General features: G+C 49.4%; 16 protein-coding genes and 1 pseudogene. 4 read left to right on the forward strand and 13 right to left on the reverse strand.

Annotation, left to right across the window (positions count from 1 at the left end):
* The first annotated feature begins 272 nt into the window (after positions 1-272).
* Complete coding sequence (locus ACM1PF_RS21900) at positions 273-1,442, forward strand: PAS domain S-box protein (RefSeq protein WP_416666873.1); 1,170 nt, start codon at positions 273-275, stop codon at positions 1,440-1,442.
* 166 nt (positions 1,443-1,608) lie between these two features.
* On the opposite strand, the gene ACM1PF_RS21905 is transcribed toward ACM1PF_RS21900, so the two are convergent.
* The 4 genes from ACM1PF_RS21905 to ACM1PF_RS21920 form a co-directional block, all read right to left on the reverse strand.
* Positions 1,609-4,476, reverse strand: a complete 2,868-nt coding sequence (locus ACM1PF_RS21905; protein ID WP_416666874.1) for a response regulator — start codon at positions 4,474-4,476, stop codon at positions 1,609-1,611.
* 131 nt (positions 4,477-4,607) lie between these two features.
* Positions 4,608-5,030 carry a response regulator gene (locus ACM1PF_RS21910; protein ID WP_416666876.1) on the reverse strand — a complete coding sequence of 141 codons (423 nt, stop codon included), beginning with the start codon at positions 5,028-5,030 and terminating at the stop codon, positions 4,608-4,610.
* A gap of 458 nt (positions 5,031-5,488) precedes the next feature.
* Positions 5,489-6,349 carry an SDR family oxidoreductase gene (locus ACM1PF_RS21915; protein WP_416666878.1) on the reverse strand — a complete coding sequence of 287 codons (861 nt, stop codon included), beginning with the start codon at positions 6,347-6,349 and terminating at the stop codon, positions 5,489-5,491.
* A 160-nt stretch (positions 6,350-6,509) separates the two neighbouring features.
* Positions 6,510-6,962 (reverse strand): DoxX family protein, encoded by a 453-nt coding sequence (locus tag ACM1PF_RS21920; RefSeq protein WP_416666880.1) that lies wholly within the window; start codon positions 6,960-6,962, stop codon positions 6,510-6,512.
* Positions 6,963-7,414: 452 nt separating this feature from the next.
* Between ACM1PF_RS21920 and ACM1PF_RS21925 the strand changes: the two genes are divergently transcribed.
* Positions 7,415-10,015, forward strand: a complete 2,601-nt coding sequence (locus ACM1PF_RS21925; RefSeq protein WP_416666882.1) for an MFS transporter — start codon at positions 7,415-7,417, stop codon at positions 10,013-10,015.
* On the forward strand, positions 9,967-10,578 hold the full coding sequence (locus ACM1PF_RS21930) for a hypothetical protein (RefSeq protein WP_416666885.1): 612 nt from the start codon (positions 9,967-9,969) through the stop codon (positions 10,576-10,578). Before ACM1PF_RS21925 ends, ACM1PF_RS21930 begins: the two co-directional genes overlap by 49 nt.
* Positions 10,579-10,746: 168 nt before the next feature.
* Here the strand turns inward: ACM1PF_RS21930 and ACM1PF_RS21935 are convergent, their stop codons facing one another.
* The 6 genes and pseudogenes from ACM1PF_RS21935 to ACM1PF_RS21960 all read right to left on the reverse strand — a co-directional run bounded on the left by ACM1PF_RS21935 (position 10,747) and on the right by ACM1PF_RS21960 (position 18,265).
* The gene (locus ACM1PF_RS21935) at positions 10,747-11,820 is read right to left on the reverse strand and encodes an ATP-binding response regulator (RefSeq protein ID WP_416676755.1); all 1,074 of its coding nucleotides are present in this window, start codon (positions 11,818-11,820) and stop codon (positions 10,747-10,749) included.
* Positions 11,718-12,803, reverse strand: a complete 1,086-nt coding sequence (locus ACM1PF_RS21940) for a GAF domain-containing protein (protein ID WP_416666887.1) — start codon at positions 12,801-12,803, stop codon at positions 11,718-11,720. The genes ACM1PF_RS21935 and ACM1PF_RS21940 overlap by 103 nt, the downstream gene beginning before the upstream one ends.
* A gap of 41 nt (positions 12,804-12,844) precedes the next feature.
* Positions 12,845-13,276: pseudogene (locus tag ACM1PF_RS21945) on the reverse strand (response regulator); the annotation flags it as partial.
* A 24-nt stretch (positions 13,277-13,300) separates the two neighbouring features.
* Complete coding sequence (locus tag ACM1PF_RS21950; RefSeq protein ID WP_416666889.1) at positions 13,301-13,759, reverse strand: response regulator; 459 nt, start codon at positions 13,757-13,759, stop codon at positions 13,301-13,303.
* Positions 13,750-16,005 carry a PAS domain S-box protein gene (locus ACM1PF_RS21955; protein WP_416666891.1) on the reverse strand — a complete coding sequence of 752 codons (2,256 nt, stop codon included), beginning with the start codon at positions 16,003-16,005 and terminating at the stop codon, positions 13,750-13,752. Before ACM1PF_RS21955 ends, ACM1PF_RS21950 begins: the two co-directional genes overlap by 10 nt.
* A gap of 220 nt (positions 16,006-16,225) precedes the next feature.
* Positions 16,226-18,265: a hypothetical protein gene (locus ACM1PF_RS21960; protein ID WP_416666893.1), complete on the reverse strand. Its 2,040-nt coding sequence runs from the start codon at positions 18,263-18,265 to the stop codon at positions 16,226-16,228.
* Positions 18,266-18,433: 168 nt separating this feature from the next.
* Between ACM1PF_RS21960 and ACM1PF_RS21965 the strand changes: the two genes are divergently transcribed.
* Positions 18,434-18,718: a hypothetical protein gene (locus tag ACM1PF_RS21965; RefSeq protein ID WP_416666894.1), complete on the forward strand. Its 285-nt coding sequence runs from the start codon at positions 18,434-18,436 to the stop codon at positions 18,716-18,718.
* Between the two features lie 136 nt (positions 18,719-18,854).
* On the opposite strand, the gene ACM1PF_RS21970 is transcribed toward ACM1PF_RS21965, so the two are convergent.
* From ACM1PF_RS21970 to ACM1PF_RS21980, 3 genes are all read right to left on the reverse strand, one after another.
* Positions 18,855-19,643, reverse strand: coding sequence for an FkbM family methyltransferase (locus ACM1PF_RS21970; RefSeq protein ID WP_416666897.1), 789 nt, complete (start codon positions 19,641-19,643; stop codon positions 18,855-18,857).
* 589 nt (positions 19,644-20,232) lie between these two features.
* Positions 20,233-21,180 (reverse strand): GDP-mannose 4,6-dehydratase, encoded by a 948-nt coding sequence (locus ACM1PF_RS21975; protein ID WP_416666899.1) that lies wholly within the window; start codon positions 21,178-21,180, stop codon positions 20,233-20,235.
* A 145-nt stretch (positions 21,181-21,325) separates the two neighbouring features.
* Entirely contained in the window at positions 21,326-21,670 is a 345-nt protein-coding gene (locus tag ACM1PF_RS21980) for a hypothetical protein (protein WP_416666900.1), read from the reverse strand.
* Between the last annotated feature and the right edge of the window lie 61 nt (positions 21,671-21,731).

Consider the following 21,731-nt stretch of genomic DNA (forward strand, 5'->3'; position numbering starts at 1 on the left):
TGAGAAAACAAGTTATTTTTACAAAGATTTAAATTGCTAATCTCTATGATAGAGGCAGAATTCGCCCGTTTCTAATCTATTCCCATAGGAAGTTTAAAACCCAGGTGTGAATGATAGGGTAAAGCAAGACATCGGACAATGAAGACACGGCGTAGCGTGAAATTCGGACAAATCAAAGTAAGAATTTGACGAATGAATAACCCAAGAAGGTGAACTGAGAAAAATCCTTCTAAAAGCGTATTCTTCGAAGTAGCGAAACGGTACAGAGCGATATGAGTAATGTGAACTTACTGAGCCATCGGATAGAAAAGATACGCGGACGATTGTCTGCGCTGTATCAAAATGTTAATGCTTCCACTTTGTCCTCTGCGGACTTATTGCCGACTGCTTTAGTTGAGCTAGGAATTGTTTCTGAATCGCTACAGCTAGCAATGGAAGAGTTGGCACGGCAACAGGATCTTTTTGCCAATGTGCAGAAGAAAGTGGAGGGCGGACAGCATCGATATCAAACTTTGTTTGAATTGATTCCTACTCCTTATCTTGTCACGGACTCAGACTTACAAATTCAGGAAGCGAATCGAGCCGCTGCTGAGTTGTTTAATACCCAACAACAGTTTTTAAGTGGTAAATCATTAGCCCATTTAGTATTAGCGGAAGATTTACCTTTACTCCAGGCTAAACTATCTCAAATTCATCAGCGAAATCGCATTGAATTATCTGGACGGCTGCACCGTTACTGTGGGAATTACTTTAATGCAAATTTAACCATCAGTGCCACCACAGACTGGGAGACGGGAGAAAATGTTTTGTACTGGCTGTTGCAGGATGTAACAGAGTCAAAGCGGGTTGAATCAGCCTTACAGAGTGCAGATTATGATGCCTTCAAAGACCGATCGCTGCATTACTACAGTAAAGGAGAAATTATTTCCCTTGAACCAAGCAAAATCTGGCTTGTTGCCAGTGGTGTTGCAAAACTCACAACTTTATCCGATCGCGGCGAAGAAATGTTGATCGGTTTGGTTCGAGATTCAATGATTTTTGGCTCTAGCTTGACTGCCCTTCAAACCTATCAAGCGATCGCCTTATCCAAGATGCAACTGGTTTCAATTCCGTTAACGGAAATTTCTCAGTCGCCTCGTTTAGCACAGTTTCTATTACCATTATTGGAACAACGCCTACGACAAACGGAAAGCTTTTTATCCATTTATGGACAACTCCGAGTTGAAAATCGCCTGAGCCACCTGCTTTCTCTTCTCAAACAAGAAATTGGTCAGCCTGTGGAAGATGGCGTTCGGTTGCGAGTTCGTTTAACCCACCATGACTTTGCTAGCGTTTGCTGTACCACGCGAGTGACCGTGACGCGGTTACTGGGCAAGCTGCAACAGGAAGGCAAAATTACGTTTGACTCGCGCAACCATATTATTGTGAAGGAAGATGTTTAGTTTCCAGTCAGTTTGCTTCCAGATCATTTAGAAATCCCTTTGCTAACTCAGAAATACCAATTAATTAACCCGAAAATCTTGTGGGGTGGGCAGCGTTTCGACTGAGCTCAAGCCGAAGTCTTGCCCGCCCAGTCAGGGAAGTAGAACGATCGCACAGGGGATTCAATTACCTCGGTGACTGAGTTAGCATGGCGATCGTTCTTACTAATTCGTGGGGCTGAACGGGTTTAGTGATGTAGAGTTGAAACCCGGCAGCCAGGGCTTGCTGTTGATGAATTTCCTCAGCGTAGGCAGTCAGGGCAATGGTGACCGGTAAAGTTTCCTGGGCAGCAGTTAAGGCTTGAATGGCTCGCACTAACTCGCACCCATCCATCTGGGGCATTTCAATATCGCTGATTAGAACATCCGGGTTAGTCTGTCTAAACAGATTGAGAGCTTCGATCGCAGAGCTAGCCGCAAATACGGTCGCCCCTGCATAGTTCAGAATCGAGACTAAAAGTTCTAACGCATCTGGATCATCATCTACCGCCAGGATTTGAATACTGCTCAGGGGTTGAAGGGAGGTAGGAGGAATTGATTCAGATGAAGCATTCAAGCGGGAAGCATTGTCGTTCTGACCTGGTTGACTGTTTGGAATCGGTAATTTGATGGTCAGCGTTGACCCCTGCCCTTCTCCAGGACTGCTCGCCTCAACCGTCCCACCATGCATTTCTACAATATGACGCACGATCGCCAACCCTAAACCCAGTCCGCCAAACTGTCTGGTTGTTTTACTGTCTGCCTGCCGAAAGTAATCAAAAACATAGGGTAAAAAACCAGGGGTAATGCCCTTGCCGGTGTCCGTAACCTGAATCTGCGCACAGGAATCGATCGACTGGAGAGAAACCCGAATTCGTCCGCCTTCCGGGGTAAATTTAACTGAATTGGATAACAAGTTCCAGACAACCTGCTGCAATCGGTTAAAGTCACCCGCTATGCAGTTCACCGCCGGATCAAATCGCGTCTGGATCTGAATTGACTTTGCTTCAGCGGCAAGGCGGATGGTATCTAGCGCCCCTTCAATTACCGATCGCAGATTGACTGAACTGATGTCCAGTTGGAGCTTACCCCGCAGAATCCGGGAAATATCGAGTAAATCTTCAATCAGTTGGGTTTGCAGTCTCGCATTCCGTTCGATCGCCTCTAATCCACGATTAATTACCGATTCATCTTTGCCAGGAGATTGCAGTAATTTTGACCAGCCCAGAATGGGATTGAGGGGAGTGCGGAGTTCATGGGAGAGCACCGCTAAAAACTGATCTTTGGCCCGATTGGCATTTTGCGCTTGCTGATATAGTTGGGCATTGTCCAGGGCGAGGGCTGCCCGGTGCGCCAGTTCATTCGCTAAGGTCAAATCAGCCTGGGTATAATGACGATCGGAATCAGATGTGAAGCAAAATGTGAGTGCGCCCAGGATCCGATCCTGCACAATTAACGGAATGGTCATTAACGATCGCAGTTCTGCCGCCTGCATAAACTGAAGATGTTCAGCACTAAGGGCGATGGATTGCAGCCACTCCTCCGTCACATGGGTAATGAACATCGCACTTCCCTTCAGCAAAGCATAGCTCACGGGATGGTGCTTCACAGACATCGGTGGAATGTAATTGACGATCTGATTCATCCACTCTTGCTTCTGGGGATTGCCATGATGCCAGGCCACTCGCTCGATCGTCTGCTCGTGATCGTCCTTCACTACATCAAAAAAGCAGTAGTCTGCCAAAAACGGTACCACCAGTTGCGCAATTCTTGTCAGCGTCGCCTGATAGTTAAGTGATGTCGCTAAGGCAGAACTGGCTTCAGCCAAAAACCGCTGCCCAGCAACCATTTGTTTAATATCATCAATATCGGTTGCTGTACCGTACCAGGACAATACGTGCCCTTGCTCATCCTTGAGGGGAACAATTCGGGCTAAGTGCCAGCGATAGGTTTGATCAAACTGTTTCAGACGGCACTCCACCTCATAGGCTTCCTTCGCCACAACCGCCCGATCGCGGATGAGGGAAACGGGCTGAAGGTCGTCTGGGTGAATTACGTTGCGCCATAACCCAATGCCCGCAGTCAGATCAACCACTCCGGTATACTCTTGCCAGCGTTGATTAAAAAATTGAATCTTCCCATCTGCATCATTGACCCACAGCAGTTGTGGAATGGCATTACACAGGCTGCGGTATCGCCGTTCCTCCAGGGATAGGGCTTGCTCCATCTGCTTGCGATCGGTGATGTCAAACAGTAATCCATCCCAGACGTTGCCATCGATCAGTTGCTCAGGACGGGCACTACCTTGAATCCATTTCGTCTGCCCAGAGGGAGTGATGATCCGTCCCTCCCAGTGCCATGAACAACCCTGCTGTACTGCCGTGCTCATCGAATCTTTGAAGGATGGAAAATCAACCGGATGAATCTGATTCCAGATCACCCTGGCATCCTGAAGTACGGCTTCTGGGGTCAGTTCAAACAATTCACGAATGCCAGAACTGACATAGGTATAGGTAACGGTTTCCGTATTAGCCTCGCAGGAAGTGAATCGACAAATCATGCCTGGGAGGTTGGCAATCAGTCTTTGAAACTGGACTTCGTTTTCGCGCAGAGCCTTTTCAGCTCGTTGTCGCTGCTGTCGTTCTCTTGCTTCCCTCAGGGCCCGCTGTACGGAGGGAACTAGCCGTCCTAACCGTTGCTTCAGCACATAATCCGTTGCCCCCTGTTTGAGTGCTTCGATCGCCACTTCTTCTCCTAGAGCAGCTGAAACTAAAATAAAAGGAATTTCAGGGCAAAGTGCCTGGGCAAAATCTAATGCAGAGAAACCATCAAAGCTGGGCAATGAATAGTCAGAAATAATCAGGTCAAATACATCGGTTTCTAATGCATTCACAAAATCATTGCGGTTATCTACTCTAATAAATTCGCTGAAGATACCTGCATCCAGGAGAGTGGTTTGAATAATTTCCGCATCTAGCAGACTATCTTCGAGTAAGAGAATCCGCAACGAGTTCATTAATTGTTCCACTCCTTGGATGAAGGGATAAATTGTATGAGATTGCGCAGCGTAAATAGGCATAGTCATTAAACCTGACTAGCTCTTTAGTGCGCTAGCCACTAATTTAACAAAATGTACCGACAGCAACTTTATGGATTTGCATGATGAACCGTTTTATCAATGGAATTTAACGTAACGATCGCCGTAATGAGTTGTTCTGGATCAATTGGTTTGGTTAAACAAAACTGAAATCCAGCCGCACGTATGGTTTGATCGTCTTCCTCCACTTGATAGGCAGTCATTGCAATTGCTGGCGGCAGCTTATGATTCGATCGCGCCCTGATTTGGCTCAGCAACGAATAGCCATCCTCTTGGGGCATCGCAATGTCGCTGATGATGAGATCAGGCTGTAAAGCCTCAAATCGGGATAAAGCTTCTTGAACTGAATTAACCGTCGTCACCTCAACTTGGTACGTCTCTAAAATCAGCGAAACTAATTTACAAGCATCGTCATTGTCGTCCACGACGAGCACCCTCAAGCCTTGTAATCGTTGAATCGGTTGAAAACTCACATTTTTCCTACCACAGTTTTTCCCTTGGCTATAGCCTGAAGCGGTAAAGAGCAAATTTACTATGACCGCATCCAGACACATTTGTACCTGTGTATGCCCAGTTCACTATACCTAAAGATATAAAACATCTATCGGAAGAAATAGTTGAATCAAACTGCGATTTTTTTTGATTGTTATTCGTATAACTTTATATATCTCAAGCGATCGCAAAATCAACTAATCAAAATGCAAGCCTGTTCTACCTGAATGAAAGGTCAGAAAAGAACGGGAGATAGAATAACGATCGCATCATGGCATGCAAGAGATTAGACAGAATTTCAACTGAGGAATAGCTTATTGAATAACCTGCCCAACATTTTACTTGGCTGACAGGGCAGGCAAAATGCCCGCCCCACAAGCATTCCAGAGGATCAAACATCAAATAGATATTCCTGATGCCCCTTATCCTAAAACCTGATTTAGGAATTCACGACGACTCCCCCATTGGGATGCAAAATTTGTCCTGAAATGTAGGAAGAATCATTTGATGCCAGAAATACATAGCTAGGAGCCACTTCCTCAGGTTGTCCAGGACGCTGCATCGGAACTTGTGCGCCAAAACTCTTCACCTCCTCTTCAGGAAAGGTTGCAGGAATCAGCGGAGTCCAAATGGGGCCTGGTGCCACTCCATTGACTCGAATCCCCTTTTTCACGAGGGACTGGGATAACGATCGCGTAAAGGCGACGATCGCCCCCTTCGTTGAGGAGTAATCCAGCAGAATGGGATTACCCTTGTAAGCGGTAACGGAAGTGGTGTTAATGATCGTGCTGCCTTCCTTCAGGTTGGGTAGAGCGGCTTTGGTTAGAAAGAACATACTAAAAATGTTGGTGCGGAAGGTGCGCTCTAACTGTTCCGCGCTGATGTCTTCAATGCTTTGTTGAGGATGTTGTTCAGCCGCATTATTCACCAAAATATCTAAATGACCTAACTCCTTGACTGTTTGCTGTACGGCTCGTTGGCAAAACTGTTCATCGCCAATATCACCCTTTAGCGTGATGCAGCGTCGTCCTTCCTGTTCCACTAACTGCTGCGTTTGTTTCGCATCTTTATCTTCGTCCAGGTAAACGATCGCTACATCTGCCCCTTCCTTGGCATAGACGATCGCTACCGCTTTACCAATGCCGCTGTCACCGCCTGTAATTAGAGCAACCTTACCCTGCAACTTACCGCTGCCCCGATAATTGAACTCCCCAGATTTTGGTTGGGGAGTCATTTCTGATTCACGTCCGGGCTGTTGATTTTGATGCTGGGGAGGTTGCAGCTCTTTTGTTTTAGACATAGCTTTCCTGACCTAATATAGGGCAATCTTTGCTTTTACTGTAATTCAGGGGTTTAGTAGATTGCTCCATCAACAGTAGGAAGCATTGTCTGCTTAATTGGAAAGGTTCTACACAACAAAAGAATGTGATTCGCACAACAGATTAATGATTTGGTTAAATCTATCGATTCAGAAAAGTCTCAACTTGAGCCGCTGTATCTGAAGCCCCAGGTTGATCTTCTGGCCGTCGCGTATACCACCAGGCCCAGGCAATTAACACCGCTTGAAACGGTAGCCGTACCCAATAAAGGGCAGGATGATGCGGAATCCCTTCAATGGGGATACTGTTCATTGCCTGATAAATATTGGCAGGAAAAACGGCAATAAACAAGGCAATTAATCCCCAGGCTGCCGCGACGCTGATGAAGGGGATCAGCAGACCAATGCCGCCCAAAATTTCAAACACGCCGCTAATATAAACTAATCCCACCGGAGAGGGAAGTTGAGGTGGAACAATCCGGGCGTACTGATCGGGACGAATGAAGTGAGTAATACCCACAATGATAATGGCGATCGCAAGGACTCCCCGTAGTATTTCCTTCCGTTGTTTGCCTGAATTTTGACTGACCTGCATTGTACTCTCTAACGATGAATGTTTTAGCGGTGTTAGTTCCGACTTTGCATTTGCCTTGCAGATCTTTTATGGGCAGGCAAGACACTTGCGCTACAGAAACCGATTAGCTTGCACTGATTGTGATTGCACTGAATCACTTTCAAAAACAACGAGTTTTGTGCTGATAGATGATATCAATTTGTGCGATCGAATGGGTCTATCAAAAGGGACAGATCTCTTAAAATCTTGAGGTGTCCAAGTAGACAATCAGACTCGTCCACATCGGTTTGATTGACTAAACTTGCTGATTCACATCAGAGGATTGAACCCGATTTCTCACCAAGGGGTGATGTAAATTTGCGCTACGAAAAGCAGGCTTAAGTCTATGGGGATATTTAATTTCTCTATCCAAGTGCTGTGCCGCATAACTCATGCCTCAACAGCTTGGAGAAGATTTGCTTCTAGGAGAGAATATGACTAATACCACGCTGGCATCGGATCTGCTGGGAACAATGCACTGGATAGCACAGGTCCCTGTTACACCCACTGATCCGACCCTTCCACCCGGCACACCCGTTGTGCCACCTGAAACAACCTCCGTTCTATTTTCAGGCCCACAGTTTTTTATCGCGCTAGTTTCGGGGGTTTTACTAGCGTTTGCCTTCCAACTGGTGCTGACCAACCTCTCGGTAGCGGCTGGGGTATCCTACCTGGGGCAGTCCAGTCACTCCAGCAGCTCAGATCATGACGATTCTGGCGGGGGAGGAATCTCGGTTCGTAAAATCAGCATGGGCGTTGGCATCTGGACGCTGATTACCGTGACGATCGCCCTGTTTGCAGCCTGTTTTCTAGCGGTGCAGTTGAGCTTACTGACCACCGTAGGGCTGGGAGCAATTGTCGGCTTAGTGATCTGGGCGGCTTATTTTTCGCTGTTGGTATGGGTCAGTTCCACCACCGTAGGCTCCTTGATTGGTTCTGTTGTAGGGGCTGCTACCTCTGGGTTTCAAGCCCTGCTGGGAACGGCTACTGCGGCGATCGGGAGTCGGGCGGCAAAACAGCAAATGGTGTCCACGGCCGAGGCTGTAACGGCGGCGGTGCGGAATGAATTGGGTTCGGGGATTGAACCAGAGAGCATTCGGCATTCCCTGGAGGATTATGTTCGTCGTCTGCGCCTCCCAGGTTTTGACACCTCAAGAATTCGGCGAGATTTTGAAGATTTGCTCAATGATCCTGAAATTGAAACCCTGGCCCAGGACGATCGCCTCAGCCAGATCGATCGGCAAACCTTTATTGATCTGATTAGCCATCGCACGGATTTCAGCTACGACGAAGTGAATCGACTGGCAGATTTGCTGGAAGCAGCCTGGCGGCAAACGTTGGGTCGGCGGCGCAGACCGGATTCATCAGCTGAACTGACTGAGTATCTGCGTTCCACTCAGCCTGGACAACTGCAAATTGCTGAACTCAATGCCAAGCTCGATCGGCTGTTGGCAGAACAAAGACAGCAATCCCAACCGGGCAGAATGGCTGGCGGGAGCAGTGGCAGCACGGGCGGCATGATGCAGCAACCGCTTCAGATGGGCATGAACGCGCTGATGGGTATGCTGATGGGTCGTACCGATCTGTCGGATCTGGATCTGGAAAAGATCATTGGTCAACTGAAGAATACGACGGGTGAAGTCACCCATCAAGCCGATTCGGTAATGCATCAACTGAAGGGCGATCGTTCTGAGGAAGCCTACAGTCCGGTACGAGCGGATGTGGAAAATTATCTGCTGAACAAACCCTCCTGGCAGATGACGCAAGAGTCGATCGGCAGAGAGTTCCGGGAAGTGCTTTATGATCCCGATGCCGATCCAGGAGCGGTGGCCCAGCAATTGATGAAGCTGAACCGATCGGTTTTTGTAGACCTGCTGCAATCGCGTGGGGTACTAACTCAGGAAAAAATTCAGCGAGTGGCAGATCAGCTAGAGGCGATTCGTCGAGAAGCCCTGACCGCAGCCCGGACGGCCCAGGAACGGGAAATTGCCCTGGATCTACGCGATCGGGTCAAGGCTTATCTGAGCTTTACGCCTAAGGAGCAACTGCATTCCCAGGATACGCTGCCTGCCCTGAAGGCTTTGTTTGAAGATTCAAACGCAGACTACGAAACGCTGTCCCACCGTCTGGCTCCCTACAAACGCAGTGCCCTCCAGCAAGCACTTGTTCAACGTCAGGACATTTCCGTTGAGGAAGCGCAACCCATGCTGGATGCGATGGAACGGACGCGGGATCAGGTGTTGTTTGAGTCTCAATCGCTGGATCAACAGGCGAAACAGCGTTATGGTGAGACGCGGCAGCGCATGGAGGATTACCTGCGGAATACCCATAAGGATGAACTGGATCCAGAACGCATCAAGCAAGATCTGCAAGTGCTAGCATCTGATCCTCAGGTGGGCATTTCTGTGCTGCGTTCCCATGCTTCTGAATTCGATCGAGATACCTTTGTGCAGCTTCTCAGCCAGCGGGATGACATCTCGGAGGCAGAAGCCCAGCGTATGGTCGATCGCATCGAATCCAACTGGTACAACATTACCCACTCCCCGCAGATCGTGGCAGATACCGTTAAAGATACCTATGATCAGACGGTACATTCGATCGCAGATTATCTGCGAAGCACCGATCTGGAGGAACTCAATCCTGATGGCATCCAGCGAGATTTGTCTCGACTGTTGGATGATCCGAAGCAAGGGACGATCGCCTTGCGGCGGCGGCTGGCCCAGATTGATCGAGAAACCCTGGTGCGCCTGTTAAGCCAGCGTCAGGATCTGACCGAAGCTCAGGTTAATCGGGCGATCGATCAAATTCTGGAAGCCATTCAGCAAATCATCCGCGCTCCCCGGCGGTTGGCTTTACGGGCGAAGGAACAGGTGATCAATTTTGAATCGAGTCTGGAAGATTACCTGCGCAATACCGAGAAGGAAGAGCTGAATCCAGAAGGAATTGAGCGAGATCTAAAATTGCTGTTTCAGGCCCCAATATTGGTGTGCGGAATGTCCGCGATCGGCTTGCTCAATTTGACCGGGAAACGCTGATTGCTTTACTGGCTCAACGTCAGGATATGACCCAGCAAGAAGCTGAGCGGGTGGTCGCCCAAATTGAATCGGTGCGCGATCGCATCTTGTCGCAATTGCAGCAAATCCAGGATCGAATTCAGCAGATTATCGATCGGATCTTTGCTCGCATTCGGAATTACCTCAATTCCCTCGATCGGCCTGAACTCAACTACGATGGCATTAAGCAGGACATTCGGACGCTGTTTGACGATCCCCAGGCTGGCTTTGATGTCCTCCGCGCTCGCTTAAGTCAATTCGATCGCAATACGTTGATCGCATTACTGAGTTCCCGCAAGGAAATTTCGGAAGCTGATGCAAATCGGATTGTTGAGCAGATTGAATCCGCCCGCAATAACGTCCTTCAGCAGGCAGAACGGATCCAATCCGAAACGCAGCGTCGCCTAGAAATGGTGAAACTGGAAGCCCAACGCCAGATGGAGGAAACGCGGAAAGCGGCTGAAACGGCTGCATGGTGGCTGTTTGCTACAGCGTTACTCTCGGCGGTGGCATCGGCTGGGGCTGGCTCCCTCGCCACGTTTTAAGGTTTTACTTTTGTGATGCGCTGATGCCCTTTCCCTCCGGGGGAGGGGCTTTTTTGGTGAGGAGTGGGGAGTGGGGAGGGGGGTGTGGGGTGTGGGGTGTGGAGATAGAAAGGGGTAGGCAGTGTCAAGGCTGGTAAAGCCGATCAGATGCGATTTGATTGCAGATCCCTAACTTTGGTTGCGGGTTAGGTGCAAAATGGTGTTGAGCAGTTCAGTGGAATTAACGGGTTTGGCTAAGTGGGATTGGAATCCAGCATCAAGGGCTTTTTGCCGATCCTCCTCTCTGGCATAGGCGGTTAGAGCGATCGCAGGAACGGTTCCACCTTGATCAGTGGGGAGTTTGCGAATGCGGCGGAGGAGCGAATAGCCGTCTTCCTGGGGCATGCCAATATCGCTGATTAAAATATCTGCGGGCCATTCAGCAAAGGCGGTAAAGGCTGAATCTGCTGCTTCAAAGGATTGCACCTCGGCATTATGCTGTCTGAGTAAAAATGACAAAAATTCGCGGGTATCGAGTTCATCATCGACCAGGACAATCCGCAATCCCTGGAGGTCGAGGGTTGAGGGGGCTGTACAAGAACTCTCTGCTTCAGTGTCTTCTGGCTCATCGGGTCTGGAATCCCGTTTCTGGAACGGTAGTAGAACGGTGAAGGTGGCTCCCTGCCCCTCTCCAGGACTTTCAGCGGAAACTGTCCCCCCGTGCAGTTCCACCAGATGATGGACGATCGCCAGTCCTAACCCTAATCCCCCCTGGGTTCGGGTCATGGAGCTATCGGCCTGCCGAAAATACTCAAAAATGTAGGGTAGAAATTCGGGGTTAATCCCTTTCCCCGTATCCTTTACCTGAATCCGGGCTTGATTGCCCACCGTATCCAGGCGAATTTCAATTCGTCCCTCTTCGGGTGTGAATTTGATGGCATTGGAAAGTAAGTTCCACACCACTTGCTGTAAGCGTCCTGGATCCCCCATCACCCATCGGACGTTTGGCTCGATCGTGGTTTCTAGATGAATGGATTTGCTTTCAGCCGCCAGTCGCATGGTTTCGATCGCCGCTTCAATCGGGGAAACTAAATTGACTGGCAGCACCTCCAGGCTGAGTTTGCCCCGGAGAATCCGCGATACATCTAGCAAATCTCCAATCAACTGGGTTTGCAACCGGGCATTCCGCTCAATGGTTTGCAGGGCGCGGGTGGTGGTTTCTGGATCAAACTGGCGCGAACAGAGGAGTTTGGCCCATCCCAAAATGGCGTTGAGGGGCGATCGCAGTTCGTGGGAGAGCATGGCCAAAAATTCATCTTTGACGCGATTGGCTCGCTGGGATTCCTGGTAGAGCCGGGCATTATCAATCCCCAGGGCAATGCGATCGGCCAAACTCTGCAAAAAGTTCTGGTCTTCCATCGTATAGTCTTCCCCCCTCGATCGCGGAACATTGCCAGCGTGCCGACTGCCCGATTCCGAACGCAAAGGGGCGCGACCACAAAGCTTGCAATGCCAACCTGCTCCAGGTAGGGGATGGCGGCGTTAGAGGGGAGGTGCGACTGTAATTCTTCTGGGGAAGTGATTGAAACTGACAGCGGTTCTCCCATATCAAACACCCGGGCGTATACACCTTCATTCACTGGCTGCTGGGCTTCTACCAGTTCTTCAATCAGGGCCAGAGCTTCTGGATTGCGATGGTGTGCTGCTGCCAGATTTAACCACTGGCGATCGTTGGATAACAACCGAATGAGGCAACCATCCCCAATCAGATTGGCGGTGTATTGAGCGGTGGTTTCCAGCACAGACTGAAAGTCCAGAATGGTTTCTGAAAAAGCCTGGGAAATTTCTGCCAGAATTTGGGAATGAATCGCCTGTTTGCGGATCCGTTCTTCTGCTCGCTTGCGATCGCTGACATCCACGTAGGCCCCAATCACGCCGCGCACCTGATTTTGCTCATCCCGGAGGGGAACCGCTTTGCCGTAAATATGGCGAACAAATCCATCCTCAAACACCAGTTCCGCTTCTTCTTCCACGGGCTCCCCCGTGCGTCCTGCCTTTTTCATCGACAATTCCTCAGTGGGAATGTCCTGTCCATTGCGTCGTAATCGAAACGGAAATGGATAGGTGTGTTCCACTGGAATTGCAGACACTGCATCTGCACCAGGTTCCATTCGCATAAACTCGTAGGCAGTGCGATTGGCGGAAATGCTTCGGCACTGCGGATCATGGGCAATCCAAACCCCCACTGGCGTAATTTCTAAAAAAGCCTCCAGTTCTTCCGCCCTGCCCGGGACTGAAGTTCACTTTGCCGCAGTGCTGCCTCTGCCCGTTTGCGCTCCGATCGCTCCCTGAACTCGCGGAGGGCCCGCTGCACTGAGGGAACGAGCCGCCCCAGCCGCTGTTTCAGGACATAATCCGTTGCACCCCGCTTCAAGGTTTCGATCGCTAATTCCTCGCCTAAGGTGGCAGAGACAAAAATGAACGGAATCTCAGGACATTGTTCATGGGCCAGATCCAGGGCGGCAATCCCATCAAAGGAGGGCAGAGAGTAATCGGCCAGAATCAGATCCAGTTCCAACTCTGAGAGGGCGTTCCGAAACTGCTCCTGGGTTTCTACGCGCACCAATTCACACTGAATTCCTCCTTCATTCAGATGGGCCTGAATCAATTCAGCGTCAATTGGACTATCTTCAAGCAAGAGGATACGCAGATGCTGCATAGGGTTTTGATCCTGAGTGACAAACTAACTAGCGCGGAGGGGAGGCAAGGAGCCAGGGGGAGGTTGGTTAATCACTGCCCAAAACAATCCCAGTTCTCTAATGGCATTGACAAATTCATGAAAATCAACGGGTTTTACCACATAGGCATTGCTTCCTAAACCATAGCTGTGCAACAGATCCTGTTCTTCGCAAGAAGAGGTCAAAATTACCACTGGAATCATCCGGAGCTTGGGGTCAGCCTTGATCTGACCTAAGACCTCCAGTCCATCGACTTTGGGCAGTTTCAGATCCAACAAAACGGCGATCGGGTTGCCTTCCATCCGCAGGCGGTACAGCCCCCGCCGAAATAAATAATCCAGAGCTTCTTCGCCATCTCGCACCACGACCACTTCATTGGCCAGACGATTCTGATCCAGGGCAGTCAGAATTAGCTCAATATCATTGGCGTTATCTTCCACCAGCAAGACCCGCTTTAAATCCATGAAGCCACCTCCTGGGACACAGGGAGCGAGAAGTAAAATGTTGCCCCCTCACCGACTGCCCCTTCTGCCCAGACTCGCCCACCATGCCGATGCACAATTCGCTGTACGTTGGCCAATCCCACACCCGATCCTTCAAACTGCTCCGATCGGTGCAACCGTTGAAAAATCCCAAACAGTTTATGAACGTATCGCATATCGAACCCAATCCCGTTATCGCGCACAAATATAATGACTTCATGATTATTATCAGTGTTTGTGCAACCAATTTCGATCGTGGCTTCAGTTTGTTCACGGGTATACTTCACTGCATTTTCCATCAAGTTGTAGAGGGCTAGCCGGAGTAGGGTCGGATCGCCCTTGACGACAGGCAATTCCCCAATCTGCCAGTCAATGTTGCGTCCACAGGTATCTAACTTCAGGTCACGTTGTGCTTCCTGCACAAGCTGATTCAAGTCGATTGTGGCATAGTGCATTTCAGTCCGCCCCATCCGCGAGAATGCCAGGAGGTCATCAATCAAAACTCCTGCCTGCTTGGTGGTGTCAGCAATGATATTCAAATACCGTAGGCTCGTTTCATCCAGGGGGGGAGACTGCGTATGTTTGAGTAGCAGGTCTACAAATCCATGAATATGGCGCAAGGGAGCCCGTAGATCGTGGGACACCGAGTAGGAAAATGATTCCAGTTCTTTATTGGCTGCCTCCAGTTGATCATTGGCGGCTTCCAGTTGGGCCGTCCGTTCCTGAACGCGCTGTTCCAGGGTTTCATTAATTTCCGCCAGCTCATTTTCCAGCCGTTTTCGATCGCTCAAATCCACTACAAACCCAATCACCTTTTGGCGATCGTCCAGCAGGGTTGAACCCAGCAGAATTGGCACTCGCCTACCGTCTTTGCGGATGTATTCCTTTTCAAAGGGGGTACAAACTCCCTTGGCTTGCAGTTCCAATACTGAGTATTTGCTGACCTCAGCATATTCCGGTGGGGTCATTTCCCGCCAGCGAATTTGGTTTTCGTTTAATTCATCCCGCGTGTAGCCAATCATGTCTAAAAAGGCATCGTTGGCTTCCAGAATAGAGCCATCCATATCCGCCACAATCACGCCAATAATATTAGATTCCACTAGACGGCGCACTTTTGCTTCACTGTCGCGCAACTCTTTTTCCAATCGCTTTTGCTCGGTCATATCCAGCGCAATGCCCGCCAGCAGGGTTTGACCTGATGCATTGGTAATGGGAAATTTACAGGACAGCCAGTGGCGTTCTCCATCGGGATGGGGTGAGGTTTCAAACTGTTGCAGGGGTTGCCCGGTTTCTAACACTTTTCGATCGTGTTCTCGCCACTGCGATGTGGCATCAGTTGGGAACAAATCAGCATCAGTTTTACCTAATAAATTTGCCGCATCCTGTCCTAAAAGCTGCTCGAAGGCACGGTTAACAAAGATGTAACGGCCCTCTGCATCTTTGACAAAGGCAGTCGTTGGGCTATAGTTCATGAAATTGCGAAATAATGCCTGACTTTCTTTCAGGGCAACTTCAGCTCGTTTGCGATCGGTAATATCGGCTGCTGCGCAGGTGACTCCTACGATCGATCCATCCCGGAAGCGGAGCGGTTCGATGATCAAATCATAAGTGTAAAGTTGGCCCTTGAGGGTACAGGTGAATTCTTCCCGTGCAGGATCTCCGGTTTCCAGAACTCGTCGTTTGAGTGCGGTGAGAACGTCTGCTTCTGAGTCCGGCAACAAATCCCGATCGGTTTTGCCCAAAATCATATCCGTTGATTGCGATCCGGGCGGGTTATGAATCCACTGATAACGCAGGTTCTGATCTTGCTGAGAGAGGGTAATAAATGAATTACTGAGGGCTAAACGAAAGCGTTCTTCACTGGCTTGAAAATTTAATAAATTGAGTTCGGCTCGTCGTTTTGCTACCCTTAATTCGGAATTCAAAGAACTGATCAGCGATGCGACTAAAATAAATACGCCAAGATATAAAACTGTACCGAAATTGGCAACCTGAAAGGAGTTGAACGGTTCAATAAAAAAATAGTTGGCAAACAAAACCGATAAAAATGCACTCAACAGTCCTGGGCCTAACCCACCGTAGCGCGTTGCAATCACCACAGAGCCATAAAATGTAACAAATATCGCAGGTGCAAATACCTGTCGCAGCAGTACGGTTAGCAAAAATGCCACAAAAACATTGACAACCGTGATGCCATAGTGAAACAGGGGGTGACGAGCTGGAAGCATGGAGTCCACAGAAGCGGCATTTGCTAAAACAACGAACGATTATTGAACAACTGCTACAGGATAATGAGCAACTGTCATTCACCTTAGGGCAGATGTACGCCCTTGAGTATACGTCTTAAGGACTATTTTTGAATCATCCTGGTGTTGATTGGACTTAGGTTGGGAAGACAAAAAAAGGCAGCCCTCAGGCTGCCCTAACCTCAGCAATGAACACTCAAAACTAGGATGGTTGATGGGCCAGAGTCGTCGTCTTGGCTGAATCGGGCAATACTGCTGGGTCATCATCGATCGACAGCAGGAACTCAATTAATGCAGTTTGTTCCTCTGGCGTATATCCAGCCTGGCGATCGACCCAGTACTCATGCCCTCGTCCATCTACATTAGCTCGCTGTAGATCAGAACTGGCCCGGTTCGCTGCCACCATCGGCTCCCGCAAATTGCGATCGAGCAACATCCGTAAACTTGCCCCTGGATCAGGCTGAATGCCGCGCATCAATGTGCCCACACTACCGATTTGTTCTGGATCGACGATCGTGTAATAGCCATCCTCATCTGGTTTCAACGCATTCGCACTGGCTGCGACTCCACCATCGTGCAGGTAGGGCATATGCAGGTACAAGCCAATCAGCTTGATCACCTTGTAACCGCCCTTCGGATCACTCATGGCATAGGCCAGCTCAATGTCCTCCTGCGGGAAAATATCCGTGGGAACTGCCAGCACAGGCGGATCAGAGGGCAACGGCACAGACACATTGGGTGGGTAAGTGTCCGGCGGGACAAAATGTTCGGCAAAGTCCTTAGAGGCAGGGGCACGAACCGGCTGAGTCTTGACTTCCCGTTGAGGAATCACGCGATGGTTAGTAAAGTACCGACCGCTATGGCAACTGGCGCAGTTTGCCTGATCAAAAATGGCGGCCCCTTGCTCCAGGCTGGCCAGAGCAACGTTCGATTCATAGGGAGGAGGAGCCAGAGTGTTTTGCCAGGCAGACATCCCATTGAGTTGGGCAGCCACCGGATAGCCGGGAGAAGCAGCCATCAGCCCATTCTGCATAAATAGCGTTCCCTCTGGGTATTCCGGCATCTGGATCGTTTCATTAATTCCAGGCGAGTTGGGAGTTGGGTCGATTTGATCAACAAATTCACTGGGTTTGGCCCCTTCTGGCAATCGGAGATCCGATCGAGAGGCATTCTGGAACATACTGCCCAGGTAGGTTTCTTCATCAATTCCCAGCACCGCTTCAGCGGCATCGGCAGTGGTCGTAGGATCGGCATTCAAGCCGAACACTGCATTATTTAACGTGGTCAAACCATGAAACCAGCCGATCGAAGCGACACCGCTCCAGGCATAGGGCCAGGCTTCGTGGGTGTAGGAAGAGGGAACCTTGGCGGAATTATTAACCAGATCCCCATTGGAAACAAAATTACCAGGGGGCCAGGATAGCACCGCAGCATCTACGGCATCTTCGAGCAGTTGTGAATCGGGCAGGTAGTCCTGTTCTCCCTCACTATTAATGTAGGCGTGTTGCCCCGATGGAATGTCCGTTGGGTTCACATCGGTTTGACGGAACAGGGCGGACGTATTCGATGCAAACGCCAGCAATGTCCCTAAATTCACATCAATATTGGTTGCACCTTCCGCAATCAGCCCTGTTTCTGGATTGACCGTGGCGTGGCACAATGCACAGGAGATCCCAACCTTGGGTTGAGCATGATCTATATGAGTGACCAAACCTAGAGGGAACGGCGAACCCTCAGGGACATCCAATCCAGTATTAATGACTGTCCCTGCCGCAAAGGTGCGATCGCCCACCGTAATATCCTCATCCAGGGTGACTTGCAGGTTATTCGTGGGTTTCCCCTTGAGGGCCAGAACGGCCTTGGACAAACGGGGAATATTCAGCGGCCCATCCAGAATCCCGATCACATCGGTAAACAGGACTTCATTGCCAAAGGTTTCGGTGTAAAAACTTTTGCGTCCTAAATCCAGTAAGTCCTGCGTAATTTCCACTGCACCGTTGTCTGGAGAGAGTAATTCACGACCCTCTTCCGTTTGCAACAAAGCATCAGCTTCTGTTTCATCCACAACATATCCCAACACATCATAGGAACCAAGACCGCTGGGGGCTGGTTGCGTCTGGGGAGTGTAGGTACTACTGAGCTTCGGTGGCCCTGTTGGCAAAGCCAACTCCGCTTGATAACCAAAGAAGCCTGCAACAACCAGCAAGACCAGCAGAATAATTGTTGTCCTTAGAAATGACATGATATTGCTTCATCTAAACGATCGATACTTTATGTGAATGGAAATACAGAGGGACATAGAACAGTCCCCCTAACAACTGCTGTTCATCCTGCACTTTTCACGTTAGAAAGCTCAGGCGCGAAAGCACTTCTTAACCATATTTGTTGATTGCAGTGATTGCAGAAAACTATGACACTCTCTTCAGAAAGGCACGAACTGCATCGCCATCCACGCGACTTCATCTTAGAAAGGGTGCATCCAGTTATCGTCTATCAGATGATGGAGATATCATACAGAAATAAAAATTCAGAAGGTTCGGATCACATCGCCTCATGGTGGCTCAGTCTCGATCGCTGGAAAGGCTATCTATATCTCAGAAGTATTCTCTGGGGCATCCAGGTTGACGGATGTTTATCGGAGCGATCGTCATCTGAAAACCATCAATCCTTCCCTGATCTAAATACGGTTTGTTAAAGCTTGGTGTAAGGAAGAATGCAAAAATTGCTAAAAAGGGGTTTGGAAATGCGAACTCAACCGAATCTAATTGTTCATGGTACGGATCTGACCTTGTTCAAGCCGAAAATCTCCTAAAGGAATCGATCGGCTTGGTTTAAGCTTCTTTAGGAACCGCCAAGAAGTTAAATGCTTGAAAAGGATACTGCATCGACTCCAGAAATTGCTCACAACTGAGGGCATGTCCCTGAGCAAGCCAATCTTTCATCAAGAAAATGCTATAGGAATGGGTTTGGAAGAAGTCATAGACTGCCGTAGGAGAAACTTCATGGGCATCTAACCCAGACTGGGTACACTCGAAAATAATTGAAGGATGGCAGCGATCGAGGACGGTTTCTCCACCCTGAAGAACCGATAATTCTCCTCCTTCCACATCAATTTTGATGAAGTCAATTGAGCGATCGGAGGGAACAATTTCATCTAAGGTTGTGCAGGGCACCTGTAGTCGTTCGATCGACTGCTGTTCTACTCCATTGGTATGAAGCCGAAGTCCGCTAAACCCCGACTGCTGCGATTGCAAAAAGAATTCAACTTTCCCAACAAAATCGCTGATGGCAGTTTGTAAAATTCGTACTGAAGGAAACTTTTGCTTCAACCAGTGAGACTTATACGGAATCGGTTCGATCGCTATATGCACACCGTGGGGCGAAAAGGTTTGCATCTGGTTCAGCACAGATCCTAAATGTGCGCCAATATCAATACAATTCATTGAATCAGTAATGACCTGAGCCATGACCATTTCCATTCGGGCTGATTCAACGTAAATCTCTTCCAACTCAGGATGTTTTATCCGCTGCGGTAGTTGAGCCATCGATCGGACTGTATAGGCCATTCTCTCTAAAGGCGTGCCAATGCAGCAATGAATCATGTATTCTTTAAATCGCATTTTCATCTCTCCAAGATCTTTACTGCTTCAAGCACGGTGTTAAAAATTGAATCTATAAACCGTCACTTTTGTGAGTGATAACAAGATTCATCTATTGGCTGCACCGTTCTAGAGGCAGAGAACCGTTACTCGGTGGATCTGGGCAAAGGCGAAAGTCTATTGCTGAAAATCTCCTAAGGAACGCGGATTGAATAAAATCGAAAATTTAATCTCCAGAAGGGGCGCACAGCTGTGCGCCCGTACAGAAAAAATCGGAGTTATTTAATTTGCGTCCCTAAGGGGGGTTGAAAAGCATGAAATGTCCTGTGTTTGCTCCCCAACCCTGGGGGACTTCTGACCCAATCGATCGGTCAAAGTCCTCCAAAGTAAGCCCTAGCGGGCATTCAAGCAAGGGGGATTTAGGGGGCGGTTCGGATCGCAACTGGCACTTTTAAACCATCCTCTAAGGAGTAGGATTGCTGTGGAGGAAAAACAGAAGGATTCGCAGCAAACTATTGGCGATAAAGGCAACCAACACAATGAAAATAATTACATTAATCGCGTCGCGTAGGGTTTTCATGGTATCTCGAATCTAAAGTTTAAGGTGGCACTACATTGCGTCCACCATCATGTATGCTACTTCCTTCATGGTGTATTTGGCTTGCCATCCCAGCTTTTCTTTCGCTTTGGCCGCATTCCCCCGGCTCACAGCAATGTCCGTTGGGCGGAAGAGGGTGCGATCGACTTCCACATACTGCTGCCAGTCCAACCCCAGGTAGCTAAACACTTCCGCCACAAATTCCTCTAGCTTATGGGTGGCTCCCGTTGCAATCACATAATCATCGGGCTGATCCTGTTGCAGCATCCGGTACATGGCCTCCACGTACTCCGGCGACCAGCCCCAGTCCCGCTGAATTGAAACATCGCCCAGATGTAGCCTGTCCGATCGCCCATCGGCAATATCCAGGGCTGCCGCCACAATTTTTTGGGTGACAAAGCGTTTGGGACGCAGGGGAGACTCATGGTTAAACAAAATCCCAGAGCAGGCAAACAGATTGTAAGCCTCCCGATAGTTTGCCACCTGCCAGAAAGCGGCGGATTTAGCCACGGCATAGGGACTGCGGGGACGAAAGGGAGTTGTTTCGCTGGCCGGAACTTCGCCCGTATCCCCAAAACACTCACTGGAACTGGCGTTGTATAGCTTAATCGGTCTGCCTATAAACCGAATCGCCTCCAGCAAATTCAGCGTGCCCAGCGTGATACTCTCCATGGTTTCCACAGGCAACTCAAAGGAGAGTCCCACCGAGGTTTGCCCGGCCAGATTGTAAATTTCATCCGGTTGAACTTTGCTAATCACCTGCAACACACTCCGAAAGTCATTCAGAGCCATGGAGCAAGTCTTGACTCGATCGCGGATACCCAATCGCACCAGGTTACGAAAGGTGGAAATTTGAGCATCCCGTGAACTGCCGTAGACGGTGTAGCCTTTACCCAGCAGCAGTTGCGCCAGGTAAGCTCCATCTTGTCCAGAAATGCCGCAAATCAGTGCTGTTTTCATGAGGGAGGAGGGAGGAGGGAGGAGAGAGGAGAGAGGAGAGTCCTTTAGAGTCGTTTGTAGGTGAGCATTGCCCACCGGTCTGAACTCTCGATCCTTAAGATTCCCTCTAATCCGTCTGTTCTCCCATCCCCTGATTGATCCCAGCTTAAGGTTTGCGGATCGTGAAGGAGATCGATCGCGTTGCGGGTGAATCTGGGTAGGCCGGTGGGTGGGTAGGAGGGTGAGCGGGTGGGTGGGTGGAGGAGGGGATGACTGGATCAGGGGTAGGCGGTTGCAGGGGGGCGGCGGCAGTGGTGTCTGGCGATCGAGGTGTGATGGATAGAAGAGATCCTTTGAGGGGAAATTTATCGGCATTGGAAGCTACAGCCAGGAGGGCACCCGCGAACACGAAGGCGGGCATTGGTAGGGAAATACCCTGAATCCACTGGTAAAACTCGGCTGCGCCCAAAAACAATAGAAAACAAACGAGCCAAACTTGCATCGATTTCACTTGATCACTTCCACGGCAACCCTTTTAGGATAAACGAGTGTACTAATGATGGCGCGTGATG

The organism is Egbenema bharatensis FJBBOT/2019 (assembly GCF_048077055.1).
Taxonomy (GTDB): domain Bacteria; phylum Cyanobacteriota; class Cyanobacteriia; order Elainellales; family Elainellaceae; genus Egbenema; species Egbenema bharatensis.

Excerpts from the sequence above, each read along its gene's own strand:
- ACM1PF_RS21960 (WP_416666893.1), bottom strand. The coding sequence starts at position 18,265 with ATGTCATTTCTAAGGACAACAATTATTCTGCTGGTCTTGCTGGTTGTT.
- ACM1PF_RS21970 (WP_416666897.1), bottom strand. The coding sequence starts at position 19,643 with ATGCGATTTAAAGAATACATGATTCATTGCTGCATTGGCACGCCTTTA.
- ACM1PF_RS21925 (WP_416666882.1), top strand. The coding sequence starts at position 7,415 with ATGACTAATACCACGCTGGCATCGGATCTGCTGGGAACAATGCACTGG.
- ACM1PF_RS21955 (WP_416666891.1), bottom strand. The coding sequence starts at position 16,005 with ATGCTTCCAGCTCGTCACCCCCTGTTTCACTATGGCATCACGGTTGTC.
- ACM1PF_RS21920 (WP_416666880.1), bottom strand. The coding sequence starts at position 6,962 with ATGCAGGTCAGTCAAAATTCAGGCAAACAACGGAAGGAAATACTACGG.
- ACM1PF_RS21975 (WP_416666899.1), bottom strand. The coding sequence starts at position 21,180 with ATGAAAACAGCACTGATTTGCGGCATTTCTGGACAAGATGGAGCTTAC.
- ACM1PF_RS21950 (WP_416666889.1), bottom strand. The coding sequence starts at position 13,759 with ATGGATTTAAAGCGGGTCTTGCTGGTGGAAGATAACGCCAATGATATT.
- ACM1PF_RS21915 (WP_416666878.1), bottom strand. The coding sequence starts at position 6,349 with ATGTCTAAAACAAAAGAGCTGCAACCTCCCCAGCATCAAAATCAACAG.
- ACM1PF_RS21905 (WP_416666874.1), bottom strand. The coding sequence starts at position 4,476 with ATGAACTCGTTGCGGATTCTCTTACTCGAAGATAGTCTGCTAGATGCG.
- ACM1PF_RS21900 (WP_416666873.1), top strand. The coding sequence starts at position 273 with ATGAGTAATGTGAACTTACTGAGCCATCGGATAGAAAAGATACGCGGA.
- ACM1PF_RS21965 (WP_416666894.1), top strand. The coding sequence starts at position 18,434 with ATGACACTCTCTTCAGAAAGGCACGAACTGCATCGCCATCCACGCGAC.